Consider the following 13,378-nt stretch of genomic DNA (forward strand, 5'->3'; position numbering starts at 1 on the left):
TTTTTATTTGTCTGTCTTGTATTCCTATATTGGTTAAAGTATCTGCCCGCCTAAGTCAATAAATTTTTAAATTGATCACATTCCGAAACTTGTTCATGTGCTGCTGGCGATATATTTAGTTTCAACCAATTCCCCCTGTTATGATCTCTTGCAACCAGACGTAATCTCTTATTATTTTAAAAATTACAGCACGTTATTTTGTTAGTTTTTTTTCAATATCATGGACCAAACGGTGCAACATTACCGTATCTCGCTGTCCCAGCAGGCCAATTCGCTGTTGTAGCCAGTCGGTTAATTTGTGGTCATCGGCCGCCTCCAGAGTCGTTAGCAGGCGTAAAAGGCGCGCGCGTAACGCCTGTAACTGCGATTCATCAGCAATATCAACGGATTCTGTGGTCTGTTGCATTAAACCTGCTAATTGATAGCAATACACCATGACTGCCTGTCCCAGATTGAGCGAAGGGTAATCCGCCGCCATCGGCACGCCGGTCAATACATCCGCCAGCGCCAGCTCGTCATTGGTCAAACCGGAATCCTCACGGCCAAAAACCAGCGCGGCATGACGCATCCAGCGTGATTTTTCCTGTAATAAGGGAACCAGTTCAGCGGGCGAAGCGTAGTAATGAAATTTTGCCCGGCTGCGGGCTGTCGTCGCGACGGTAAAATCCACATCGTGGAGCGCGTCGGCAAGGGTGTGGAAAACCTCAATATTATCAATAATATCTCCAGATCCATGTGCGACCCAACGGGTGGCGGGCTCCAGGTGCGCCTGGCTGTCGACAATACGCAGGTCAGTAAATCCCATGGTCTTCATAGCCCGGGCGGCTGCGCCGATATTTTCCGCTCTGGCGGGAGCGACAAGAACGATTGTTACACGCATTTCATTACTCTTTTTGACTAATTTACAGGAAATTAGCTGGCGTTTGTAAGCATATTACGCTTCGCAAATTTACAAAATTTTAACGGATATCACTGAAAAAGCATTTTTGATTTCGTAAAAGACGCTACACTATTGCGTATCTGTACTATTGCTGTTTATGTTAACAGAACATCGTTATCCTGCTGTTTATTTAGGATAATTTAATTTAAAATAGATCCTGCTCTTTGGATTCATCGCATTTATTAGTTGGCTTACGTAACTAGTTGGAATATTGCAAATTTGTGATGAAAGCTAGCATTTAGCTACGATGATTTCATCAAACTGTTAACGTGCTACAATTGAACTTGATATATGTCAACGAAGCGTAGTTTTATTAGGTGTCCGGTACGTCTTAGCCTGTTATGTTGCTGTTAAAATGGTTAGGATGACAGCCGTTTTTGACACTGTCGGGTCCAGAGGGAAAGTACCCACGACCAAGCTAATGATGTTGTTGACGTTGATGGAAAGTGCATCAAGAACGCAATTACGTACTTTAGTCATGTTACGCCGATCATGTTAATTTGCGACATGCATCAGGCAGGTCAGGGACTTTTGTACTTCCTGTTTCGATTTAGTTGGCAATTTAGGTAGCAAACATGCAGACCCCGCACATTCTTATCGTTGAAGACGAGTTGGTAACACGCAACACGTTGAAAAGTATTTTCGAAGCGGAAGGCTATGATGTATTCGAAGCGACAGATGGCGCGGAAATGCATCAGATCCTCTCTGAATATGACATCAACCTGGTGATCATGGATATCAATCTGCCAGGGAAAAACGGTCTCCTGTTAGCGCGTGAACTGCGTGAACAGGCTAACGTTGCGCTGATGTTCCTGACGGGCCGCGATAACGAAGTCGACAAAATTCTCGGCCTCGAAATCGGCGCGGATGATTACATCACCAAACCGTTTAACCCACGCGAATTGACCATCCGTGCCCGCAACCTGCTGTCCCGTACCATGAACCTGGGTACCGTCAGCGAAGAGCGTCGTAGCGTTGAAAGCTACAAGTTCAACGGTTGGGAACTGGATATCAACAGTCGTTCACTGATCGGCCCGGACGGCGAGCAGTATAAACTACCGCGCAGCGAGTTCCGCGCGATGCTTCACTTCTGCGAAAACCCTGGCAAAATTCAGTCGCGCGCAGAGCTGTTGAAGAAAATGACCGGGCGTGAGCTGAAGCCGCATGACCGTACTGTTGACGTTACCATTCGTCGTATTCGTAAGCATTTCGAATCCACGCCGGATACGCCGGAAATCATCGCCACCATTCACGGCGAAGGTTATCGCTTCTGCGGCGACCTGCAGGATTAATTCGGCCCAGGCGCCGAACCGTAAAAACAGCCGGTAAGTTATTCTTACTGGCTGTTTCTTATGCTCCCCTTCCGCTAAGCGGCCTCGCTTTCCCTCCTGACCTGCCGTTATGACGTACTCTTTTACATAAAAATTGTCGTATAGCGCTGTTTATCTCAGCTTGCGAAAGTTAAGGTAGTTTGTGTATTTACATTAAAGAGTAATACACGGGATTTGTTAGTCCCCAAAAAATAAGGGGATGCTCACAGGACGTGAGGTTTCAAAGGATGAAAAAATCACCATTATGCTGCTACCTGTTTTGTGCAGCGATGTCAGCTTCATCAGTCGCGCTGGCTGCTACCGCGCCGGTCTCCGCAGGCGTTATTCATTTCAAAGGTCAGATTGTCGAATATGGTTGTAATCTTGCGCCTCACGATCGCAATATCGAGGTATCATGTTTGCGGAATAATATCCCCCATTTGCAGACAGTCGCCACACCGTCTGGAAACGCTATTTCGTTGATGAATGGAATCGCCACGGTACGGCACGTGTCGTTAAAAGATCATCCGGAGATTCAAAGCCTGATCGTCCAGTACCGCTAACCGCTTATGGCTCCCGCCGGGAGGAGTTCCGGCAGGCGGCGATTTCGCTCAGTAAAACGCCGCCCGCCTGCATTTTGTACTTTTCTCTCATTCGTATCCTCCAACAGCGATGTTCATCGCTTCGCTATCCTGTATGCTCTACGCGCTCGTTAAGCACGGTACCTATGATAGCTGTCATAAAATGATTGCAAATAAAATCATCACATTTACTATGGTTAACCTTACAAACAGCGTTGTCGCTCATGCATTGATAAGGTGAATACATTGACTTAAATATTCTTGTTGGCTATTTTAATTTACTTAATTATAATTTTAAGTGAATATTAAATTTATCTTTACCTTTTAATAGTCAACCACTTTATCAGCCATAATAATGGGGAAGATATGAAGCAGTTAAACGGCGGGAATGTGTATCGTCCCACAGGGAAAGAAAAAAACCTGCAAGCCATTTTAAATATTCATCGGCACGTTATTCAAAACATCTCCCCTGTCACTATTACGGCCGGTAAAACACTGGATATCAGGATTGATAATCAATCCCACATCCTGTTAATCACTAAAGGCGCTATTAAAGTATGTCGGCGTATCGACAGCATTGTAATGGGCTGCGGTGTCTCACCAATGATTTTAGGCCTTGTAGATGCCTATGCTGACTTATACCAGTTAGAAGAGAATTCAGACGTCTTTTTTATCGCCGAAACCACCTGTGAATATTATCCTGTCCCAGTAAAAGATTTTGTGGAAATAGCCGATGAAAAGCATCTCTGGCGTGACATTTCGAACATCCTGATGTACCGCATTGCTTTCATGACTAACCGTGACAGAAACCTTATCGGGCAGGACGCCTATAGCCAGATAAAAGCGCTGTTACTTGAACTGTGGTCGTATCCTGAAAGCTCACGATTTGAGATCAACGCACAGAACTTCATACAGCAGAGAACCGGGCTTTCACGCAGCCGTATCATGCAGGTACTTTCAGAACTAAAAGCGGGGGACTATATAAAAATACTGCATGGAAGACTGTTAGAGCTTCGAAACCTGCCGGTTTCATTTTAAACGGACAAGCGTCGTATATTCTTAAAAATAAAGCAATATAGAGTTAAATAAATCCTCCAGGAAATAATAACTATTATCAAAAAAGAGATCTTGCTCTATAAATCCAGTCATCAAGCGTACTTCTTTAGTGGTATTTTATTAAACTTTGTTACCGGGTCCGAAACTGGACTGCCGTTCAATATTGCATCAGAATTTTTATTGAGTTCATAGTTGATATACGTAGAATAGCCGCCTGCTTATCTACAGAACAGAAAGAAGCGCATACAGAGTAAAATATAATATTTTATTTTATATAGCTATCTTTATTTTTCAGCGAATAGAATCAGGCAACAATTAATATGTTTAATAAGAAAATTATGATCCTGGCAATGTTAACTGCCGTAGCATCCACACCGGTATTTGCCCAGAACACGATTACGTTCAATGGCAAAATTTACGATCAGGCGTGTACGGTTCAGGTTAATGGCTCCACGGATACCACCATTGATTTAGGTAATTACAGCAAAGAACGCATCGCGGAAAAAGGTGCCACAACCGATTACGTGCCGTTTACCGTAAGCCTGGTTAGCTGCCCGGAAGCAGGGACTGGCGTACCAACCCAGGCCATGTTCCGCTTCCACGGCGCAACAGATGATTCCAACCCAACGTACTTCAAAAACGCGGACGAAGGATCGGAAACGGGCGCCGCGGGTGTCGGTATTTCTATTCAGAACGCCTCACATAGCGATGTGACAGATAACACGGATGATGCCGCAGTAAACCTGCCAACCGACGGCTCGACAGCAGACTTTACCTATTACGCCGCCATGGCAAACGATGGTTCCGCAACCGTAACCGGTGGAGATGTTAGCACTCAGGTTACGTATACCGTTTCGTATCAGTAAGGCATTCTCATCCTGATGTGGACAGGCAGGATGCCAGTCCATAGCGTAAAACATCTTTACAGAGTAAAAAATGAAACACATAAAGAAATCCGTGTTGGTCGTATTACTGACAAGCCATGTTGCCCATGCCAGCATTGTTGTTGGCGGAACCCGACTGGTTTTCGACGGCAATAATGATGATTCGTCAATCAATGTAGAGAATAAAGACAGCAAAGCGAATCTTGTTCAGTCATGGTTATCGGTTGCCGATCCCCAGGTCACAAATAAGCAGGCGTTTATTATCACCCCGCCTCTTTTTCGCCTTGATGCCGGGCAAAAGAACAGCATTCGGGTTATTCGCTCTGGCGCCCCCCTACCTGCAGATCGGGAATCTATGTACTGGCTCAATATTAAGGGTATTCCTTCTATTGATGATAATGCCTCCGCGAACCGCGTGGAAATCTCCATTAATACCCAAATAAAGCTTATATATCGGCCGCCAGCATTAACAAAATCGACGCCTGATAGCCAGAGCCAACAATTAAAATGGCAGACGGCAGGTGATGTTATTACCGTAAATAACCCCACGCCCTATTATATGAACTTTGCCAGTGTGACGCTTAACAGCCATGAAGTGAAATCAGCGACCTTCGTTCCGCCAAAATCATCAGCGTCATTTAAATTGAGTTCTACTGCCGCCCCTCATGGCACGGTAACGTGGCGATTAATCAGCGATTATGGGATGAGTTTAGAGCCGCATTCCGGTTCATTCTAGCCATTAACGACTTCACTTTACTTTTACCCTTTCAGGACTTTTACTGTGCAATTCTCCAGAGTAGAGCCCCGTTCTCAATTAGCGTTATCGTTTCTCTTTATATGCTGTTCCATAAAACCAGCGTTAGCGCATGATCATTTTAATCCATTATCGTTGGAAAATGATGAACCGGGCGTGGAGAATGTCGATCTATCGGTTTTCGAAAAGGGGGGGCAGGCAGAAGGCACCTATAACGTTGATATTTATATTAATAACACCAATGTTGAAACAAAAAATATTGCCTTTAAAAATAAAAAATCAGCAGATAATAAGCTCTCCCTACAGCCGTGTCTTAGCGTTGAACAACTCAAGCAGTGGGGCGTAAAAACAGAAAACTTCCCCGAGCTTCAAAATGACCCAAACGGGTGTACCGATCTTAGTCTGCTGGCTGGCGCTGTAGCAAAGTTTAATGTCATCGGTAACCGGCTGGATTTAGCGATCCCTCAAATCGCGTTGATCGCCGACCCGCGAGAATTCGTCCCTACCAGCGAATGGGATGAAGGCATTAATGCTTTTTTGCTGAATTACAGTTTTACCGGATCGCAGGATCACGATATTGATGAAAACCGGACGGAAAATAGCGAATACGCTAACCTGCGCCCAGGTATTAACATTGGCGCATGGCGTTTTCGTAACTACTCAACCTGGAATCATGATAGCGATGGGCAAAATAGCTGGGATTCTGCCTACACCTATGTTTCTCGCGATATCGAATTTTTAAAAGGACAGCTGATCGCTGGGGAAAATAACACGCCAGCGGACGTCTTTGACAGTATTTCATTTAAGGGCGTACAGATCTCTTCTGATGACGATATGTTGCCGGACAGTATGAAAGGGTTCGCCCCGGTCATTCGCGGGGTGGCCAAAAGCAGCGCGCAGGTAACCGTTGAACAAAACGGTTATACCATCTACAAAACTAACGTTCCGGCGGGTCCATTCGCCATTAATGATCTTTATCCAACCGGCGGTTCGGGCGACCTGTACGTCACCATCAAAGAATCCGATGGTTCTGAACAGCATTTCATTGTGCCCTACGCCAGCGTTCCGGTATTACAGCGTGAAGGCCACCTGAAATACGACCTGACGGTAGGCCGCACGCGTTCATCAGATACGCATTCCGCGCAACAGAATTTCGCAGAACTGACGGCCTTATACGGATTAGCAGGCGGCATAACCGCCTATGGCGGAATAGAGAGTACGCTGAGCAATGATATTTATCATGCGGCGCTCATCGGGACAGGCTTAAACCTTGGCGATCTGGGCGCATTGTCTTTAGACGTCACCAATTCATGGTCAAAAATTAAAGCAGGCGATGTGGTTAGCGATACGCTTACCGGACAGTCCTGGCGTATTCGTTACAGCAAAGATATTCAGTCAACAGGCACCAATTTCACTGTCGCTGGCTACCGTTATTCGACCAAAGATTACTACGCTCTTGAGGATGTGCTGGATACCTATAGCGATAATAGTCACTATGATCATGTACGTAATCGCACCGACCTGTCGTTATCGCAAGACATTATCTACGGTTCCATTTCACTCACTTTATATAATGAAGATTACTGGAATGACACTCATACCACATCATTAGGTATTGGCTATAACAACACATGGCATAACGTAAGCTATGGCATTAACTATTCTTATACGCTGAACGCCGATAATTCTCAGGATGAAGACGACGATACGGAAGACAGTAATGACCAGCAAATTTCAATCAATATTAGTATTCCGTTAGATGCCTTTATGCCGTCAACGTATGCCACCTACAATATGAACTCCGCGAAAGACGGCGATACCACGCACACTGTCGGTTTAAACGGAACAGCGCTGGCACAGAAAAATCTCTCATGGAGCGTTCAGGAAGGTTATTCCTCTCAAGAGAAAGCCACCAGCGGTAATGTGAGCGCAACCTATAACGGGACGTATGCGGATATTAACGGCGGGTATAGCTACGATAATCATATGCGTCGCCTGAATTATGGCGTTCAGGGCGGCGTACTACTACATCGAAATGGCCTGACACTATCCCAGCCAATGGACGACACCATCATATTGGTTAAAGCCCCTGGCGCAGCGGGTGTCCCCGTGAATAACGAAACGGGCGTGGACACCGATTTTCGGGGCTATGCCGTCGTACCTTATGCTTCGCCTTACCATCGTAATGAAGTGTCTTTAGATACGACTGGCATTAGAAAAAATATTGAGCTCATTGATACCAGTAAAACGCTGGTGCCTACCCGTGGCGCGGTGGTCAGGGCTGAATATAAAACCAATATTGGTTACAAGGCATTGATGGTATTAACCCGCATAAACAATCTGCCTGTTCCTTTTGGCGCGACCGTCTCGTCTTTAACAAAACCAGACAATCACAGCAGTTTTGTTGGTGATGCGGGGCAGGCCTGGTTAACCGGACTGGAAAAACAAGGGCGGTTATTAGTGAAGTGGGGACCAACAGCAGCAGACCGGTGTCAGGTCTCTTATCGTATACCGAGCTCCCCCTCCGCTTCTGGCGTAGAAATCTTACACGAGCAATGCCAGTGATTCTGGTGGGATAAAAGATGAATATGAACAGATTTGCTGCATTAGCCGCCCTGTTAACGTTCACGGGTCTGGCATTATGGTCGCCCTCGATCAGCGCGGCATACAATACCGCAGATGCCGTAGACATTAACGTTACGGGATTAATTTATGCCGATCCGTGTACCGTGACGGTCCCCGACACGCTCTCTCTTGGACAATATGCCCGGGCGGATATCGCTGTGGCCGGCGGCAATACCGCCACCATTCCTTTCACCATAAAAATGACGAATTGCCCGGCAACGACCACAAAAGCCGCGATTTCATTTAATGGCGTACCTTATCCCGATCCAAATTATGCTTCTGCGATTTATGCAAACAGCGCGGCCAATCCGGCGCAGGATTTAGGATTACAGCTTTTTAACCTGGACGGTAAAAGTCTGGTCAATCTGGCCAACAACGTCACTTACACGGTGGATATCAACAGTAATACCCATGAAGCCAATTTGCCTGTCGCCGCAAGGATGTATACCCCGCACGGAAAAGTCACGGCAGGGGATTTCACGTCCGTTGTGACGATCACTATCGCATGGCAATAACATCTTTCTATTTTCACCTGGTATAAAAGCAGGAATTTTTCATGAGAAGGTTATATCTGGCGCTTATTCTGCTGTTCGCGTACTCCAGTTATGGTTACGCTTCCTGTAAACGTTCCGGAAATGAAGGCGCGATCACTATCACCCCGCCGTCGCAGCTTGTGGTGGATAGCCACGCCTATACCGCAGGCGAGGTGTTGTGGCAATCGGGCTGGGTTTCCACCTCCGAAGTCACAATGGATGGCTGTAGTCGCGATTATAAGGTCGGTTTTTTATATGAACCCGGTAGCGCGCAGTCAAATGCATCAGCGACAATCAATGCGAATGACGGGAACAACACGCCGGTATTTAGCACCGGGATTTCCGGCGTGGGCATTGCGATTAAAACCCAAACGAATGCTGGCCCTTACGATAATGTCATGCCAATCGATAATACCTACCATAATGGCGATGGCAATAAAACACACCATGCGATGGCTCCCGCCTACAATGTTGAACTGGTCGCCTTAGGCGGTCCGATCACCTCCGGTACCGCGACATTCCAAAGTCCACTGGCGCGCGTATCTTTTCGCGATAGCGCAACGGAAGACTCCGGCGGCGATATCCTGACCCATCTGTATTTGGGGAATACGCAATTGATTATGAAAGCAATGGGATGTCGGGTAGAAACACCTGCCATCACCGTGGATTTAGGCAGCGTCAATTTAGGCAGTTTCACTAATAGTCAAACCGCGGGCACAGGCGAGCAGGATATCTTATTGACCTGCGAACAAGGCACCGCTATTTCCGCATCGTTAAGCGCCCAACCTGCCAGCGGAAATAACCCTGATAATTCAGTCATCCAGTTGAGCAATGCAAGCGCGCCAACCAGCGCAACCGGCGTTGGCGTACAGTTGGGTATTCAGGCGCCGGACGCTGGTTTCTTTACCGACAGTTTGCCAATCAATCAAAAAATTGATCTCTTTACTCACGCTATTACCACCAATGCCGATGGCAGCCAGACGGTTAGCGGCGGAACCATGAATATGTCGACCACCCTGAAAATTAGCGCGCGCTACTATAAAACCGCCGCCACGGTAACGGCCGGGCAAGCGAATGCCACGGCAACATTAAACCTGACCTATAACTAACGGCATCACAGTTTCTGGCGCTGCGCGGGAAAACGTTAACGCGCGCGCCCGTTAGATTTATTTCCACAAACGTAATTCGTCATCTTTTACTGGCGGTAATGACTTACGTTGCTGACAAGAGAGCGAATACCAGTCCAGATGGCGCGTCAGGAACATCACGCCGCCAAGCGCCAGTAGCAGAACGCCGGTACCCAGAAGCAACGAGCTATCTTCCGAACGCAGCAATCCCCACATCACGCCATCCAGCGCCAATAACGCTAACGTAAACAGCACGCTATTGCGCCATCCTTTCAGCACCGCCTGCAAATAAACGCTATTCATCAACGCGCCCACCAGGCTTGCGGCGATCCAGGCTGGCGTGAAACCGATATGTTCCGACAGTGCCAGCAACAGCAGGTAGAACATCACCAGCGATAACCCCACCAGCAGATACTGCATCGGGTGTAACCGCTGTCCCGTCAGGGTTTCGAAGACAAAGAAAGCCATAAACGTTAGCGCAATCAACAAAATGGCATATTTCGTCGCTCTGTCCGTCAGTTGATACTGATCGGCTGGCGTCGATACAGCGACGCTAAACGCCGGTAAGTTGTCCCAATCCACCTTTTGCACATCAGCAAACCGTTCGCCGAGATTCGTGGCAAACCGGCTGGTTTGCCACTGGGCCTGAAATCCTGAACCGCTGATTTCGCGTTTACCGGGAAGAAAATCCCCCACAAAATTTGGGTGCGGCCAGTTGCTGGTCAGGGTCATTTCACTGCTACGCCCGACGGGAACCAGTGAAAAGCTGCCGGTTCCGCTTAAATTTAGCGACATCGCCAACGTCAGGTTGCGCGTCGCCCACTGACTGTCCGGCAGCGGGATATGAATGCCCTCTCTACTTTCCGGTAAGCCGGTCCCCGGTTCTACAGTGAGCGTTTCACCATTCACCTGCGGCGCTTTTACTGCGCTGATACCGCGCGCATCGCCGACGCCTACGACGATAAAGGGCTTTCCAAGGGTAATGTTCGGTCTGTTCAGCTCATGCAGACGGGCCACATCAAACTCTGCCTTTATCGCCATATCGGTATGCCACACCTGCCCCTGATAAATACCTATTTTTCGCGCTTCAACGTTTTGATTGCCTTCAACCAATAGCGACTCTGGCAGCCAAAAATAGAGATAGCTGCGCTTATACTGGACCTCTTTCTCCTCTTCCAGCACGGTATAGAGCTCTGTCACCGGAACCGCCACCAGCGGGCCGACAACCTTTTGCGGGCCGCTGGTACTCTGACGAATAGCGGCTTCTACATGGCTTCGATAATCAGCACGTTCCACGATGGTGTGCCGTACCATCATCAGGGGAATTAACAGCAGGATCATGGCGCCGCCTAACGTAATCATTTTCCACAACAGGGGGGATTTCAACATAGCGTTCTCCTTTGCAATGCCAGCAGTGTAAGAACGCGATGTGGGGAGAATTTGAAGTTATGTGAAGTGACGGTGAAGTGTCAACGAGGCCAGCACGCCGCCTTCGGGACGATTGCACAACGTCACCTCACCGTTGAGGAGTCGCGCCGCCTCGCTGACAAACGCCAGCCCAAGCCCGCTGCTTTTACGCCCGTTTTCACGGGGCAACGAATAGAATCGGTCGAAAATGCGCGGCAGCGCAAAATCAGGAATACCACAGCCGGAATCCGTCACCTGCAGGATCGCTTTCTCCCCCATCGGCTGAGCGCTTAATGTGATAACGCCATTTTCAGGCGTAAAGTCGATGGCATTGTCCAATACATTGCCCAGCGCCTGCGCCAGAAGCTCCGCGTCGGCGACGACAACCAGCGAGGAAGGCCGTAGAGTAAGCGTGATCTTTTTTGCCGCCAACTGAATACTGCGCGCCTCGCTAAGCTGCGTAAATAGCTCATCAACAGCAACCGGCGCGAGAGGGATATCCTGTCGGTTTTCCAGCCGCGCCTGGCGCAGCAGGGTCTCTACCAGCGCCTGCATTCGCATATTTTGCGCCAGTATATTCTCTGTAAAGCGGGTAACCACTTCCGCGGGCGGTCCTTCACGCAGAATCTCCGCCGCGCCGCGTATCGCCGCCAGTGGACTTTTCAGCTCATGAGTCAACGCATACACGTACTGCTCAATGTCATTCTTGCCTTCCAGCTTAATGCGCATACTCTCCAGCGCCTGCGCCAGTTTACGCAGCTCGCTGCTGCCTAATGCAGGTAACGCAAGCGGGCGGTTTTCGGTGACGGAATCCGCATAGCGCGTCAACCGGGCGATGGAGCGGTTAATCCACCAGACCATCCCCGCGCCAATCGCCAGCGCAATCCCCAGTAAAACGGCGCTGGCCCACAGAATGCGCCGTTCGCTGCGCTTAATCACCGGCGCCATTGCCGCATTCGGTTTACCTACAGACAGGACGCCGATAATCCGCCCATCGCTGATTATCGGCGCGGCTACGTACATCACCGTGCTATTGGGATCGGCAGCATCTTTTGCCGTGCTGCGGGCGCCATACTGTCCGCGCAGCGTAAGCCAGACGTCATTCCAGCGAGAATAATCCTGCCCCACCGCTTTGTTTTCCGAATCAAACAATACCTTCCCCTGCGCATCCGTCATGTAGACATGGTATTCATTACGCACTTTGACGATCCCGCTGATATTGGCGCGAAACGGGCGATGTTGCAGTTGGGCGAATGCTTTCGCCAACTGGCCGTCAGTCGGGTTGCCGGAAAGGAGATCGTCGCGGGCCAGCGCCGCCAGCAGCGTCGCGGTGTCAATCAGCGTCCCTTCCGTCGCGCGGCGGACGCCCGGCTTTATCTCCTGAACGAAGATAGACAGCACAAACACGGCGGCGACGGCGACAATAAGAAAGTAGCCCAGTAGCAAACGCATTCCGATGCGCATCAGACGCTCCTCAGGCTGTATCCCATTCCACGATGCGTGTTAATTGGCGAGAGATCCGGGTTGATCGCGCGTAGTTTAGCGCGCAGGGTTTTGATGTGTGTATCGACCGTCCGATCGTAGGTCTCCTGGGCATCAGACCAGACAATATCCATCAATTGCTGACGCGAGTACACGCGCTCCGGCGACAGCAGCAGGGTTTTAAGAAGCAGAAACTCATAACGCGTCAGCGAGAGCGGCGTACCAAACCAGGCGATCTGCGCCGCCGGTTCATTGAGTTCAAAATGTCCGGTACGCACCACCGGCGACGGCGCAGCAAACTTTTTCACCCGGCGCAGCAGCGTGCGCACGCGGGCGCTCACTTCGCGCGGCGAGAACGGCTTGGCGACATAATCATCTGCGCCGATCTCCAGACCAAGCAATCGATCCACTTCATCGCTACGGGCAGTCAGGAAAAGAATCGGCAGCGCAGGATGGCGTTCCAGCAACTGCCGACACAGCTCAAAGCCGCTGATATCCGGCAGTCCCACATCGAGAATCACCGCATCCGGCCGTTGCTGACGCGCTTTTTCCAGCGCGGGCAGCCCGCGAGCGAATAGCTCAACGGTAAACCCTTCCAGTTGCAGGGTGTAGATGAGCGTATCGGCGATTCCCTGTTCATCCTCGACTAACCAGACCTGCGGTTGCTGCATACTCTTTC

At 49.1% G+C, this 13,378-nt stretch carries 13 protein-coding genes; 8 read left to right on the forward strand and 5 right to left on the reverse strand.

What is annotated here, in order from left to right; genetic code table 11:
- Window positions 1-193 precede the first annotated feature (193 nt).
- Together LDB27_RS18750 and yjjY are read right to left on the reverse strand one after the other, a co-directional pair.
- Window positions 194-880: a tRNA/rRNA methyltransferase gene (locus LDB27_RS18750; protein ID WP_001266769.1), complete on the reverse strand. Its 687-nt coding sequence runs from the start codon at window positions 878-880 to the stop codon at window positions 194-196.
- 399 nt (window positions 881-1,279) lie between these two features.
- Window positions 1,280-1,420, reverse strand: coding sequence for a protein YjjY (gene yjjY, locus LDB27_RS18755; protein ID WP_001541509.1), 141 nt, complete (start codon window positions 1,418-1,420; stop codon window positions 1,280-1,282).
- Between the two features lie 95 nt (window positions 1,421-1,515).
- Between yjjY and arcA the strand changes: the two genes are divergently transcribed.
- From arcA to sthE, 8 genes are all read left to right on the forward strand, one after another.
- Window positions 1,516-2,232 carry a two-component system response regulator ArcA gene (gene arcA, locus LDB27_RS18760; RefSeq protein WP_001194359.1) on the forward strand — a complete coding sequence of 239 codons (717 nt, stop codon included), beginning with the start codon at window positions 1,516-1,518 and terminating at the stop codon, window positions 2,230-2,232.
- Between the two features lie 266 nt (window positions 2,233-2,498).
- Window positions 2,499-2,813, forward strand: a complete 315-nt coding sequence (locus LDB27_RS18765) for a hypothetical protein (protein WP_000749519.1) — start codon at window positions 2,499-2,501, stop codon at window positions 2,811-2,813.
- Window positions 2,814-3,197: 384 nt separating this feature from the next.
- Window positions 3,198-3,869, forward strand: coding sequence for a winged helix-turn-helix transcriptional regulator (locus LDB27_RS18770; RefSeq protein WP_000811639.1), 672 nt, complete (start codon window positions 3,198-3,200; stop codon window positions 3,867-3,869).
- A 338-nt stretch (window positions 3,870-4,207) separates the two neighbouring features.
- A complete protein-coding gene (locus LDB27_RS18775; protein ID WP_000482248.1) occupies window positions 4,208-4,753 on the forward strand; it encodes a fimbrial protein in 546 nt (181 codons plus the stop codon).
- A gap of 70 nt (window positions 4,754-4,823) precedes the next feature.
- Window positions 4,824-5,507, forward strand: a complete 684-nt coding sequence (sthA, locus tag LDB27_RS18780; protein WP_000680514.1) for a fimbrial biogenesis chaperone SthA — start codon at window positions 4,824-4,826, stop codon at window positions 5,505-5,507.
- A 45-nt stretch (window positions 5,508-5,552) separates the two neighbouring features.
- Window positions 5,553-8,090 (forward strand): fimbrial outer membrane usher protein, encoded by a 2,538-nt coding sequence (locus LDB27_RS18785; protein WP_001160700.1) that lies wholly within the window; start codon window positions 5,553-5,555, stop codon window positions 8,088-8,090.
- A 17-nt stretch (window positions 8,091-8,107) separates the two neighbouring features.
- Window positions 8,108-8,665, forward strand: a complete 558-nt coding sequence (locus LDB27_RS18790; protein ID WP_001056983.1) for a fimbrial protein — start codon at window positions 8,108-8,110, stop codon at window positions 8,663-8,665.
- A 41-nt stretch (window positions 8,666-8,706) separates the two neighbouring features.
- A complete protein-coding gene (gene sthE, locus LDB27_RS18795) occupies window positions 8,707-9,792 on the forward strand; it encodes a fimbrial major subunit SthE (RefSeq protein WP_001253782.1) in 1,086 nt (361 codons plus the stop codon).
- Between the two features lie 57 nt (window positions 9,793-9,849).
- Here sthE and creD read toward each other — a convergent pair whose 3' ends face one another.
- Genes creD through creB form a run of 3 tightly spaced genes read right to left on the reverse strand, consistent with a single transcriptional unit; the run spans window position 9,850 to window position 13,370 of the window.
- On the reverse strand, window positions 9,850-11,199 hold the full coding sequence (creD, locus tag LDB27_RS18800; protein WP_000920387.1) for a cell envelope integrity protein CreD: 1,350 nt from the start codon (window positions 11,197-11,199) through the stop codon (window positions 9,850-9,852).
- A gap of 57 nt (window positions 11,200-11,256) precedes the next feature.
- Window positions 11,257-12,681 (reverse strand): two-component system sensor histidine kinase CreC, encoded by a 1,425-nt coding sequence (gene creC, locus LDB27_RS18805; protein ID WP_023214091.1) that lies wholly within the window; start codon window positions 12,679-12,681, stop codon window positions 11,257-11,259.
- Entirely contained in the window at window positions 12,681-13,370 is a 690-nt protein-coding gene (creB, locus tag LDB27_RS18810; RefSeq protein WP_001187050.1) for a two-component system response regulator CreB, read from the reverse strand. Before creB ends, creC begins: the two co-directional genes overlap by 1 nt.
- Window positions 13,371-13,378: the final 8 nt, after the last annotated feature.

It is taken from the genome of Salmonella sp. JXY0409-18, from assembly GCF_020268625.1.
Lineage (GTDB): Bacteria > Pseudomonadota > Gammaproteobacteria > Enterobacterales > Enterobacteriaceae > Salmonella > Salmonella enterica.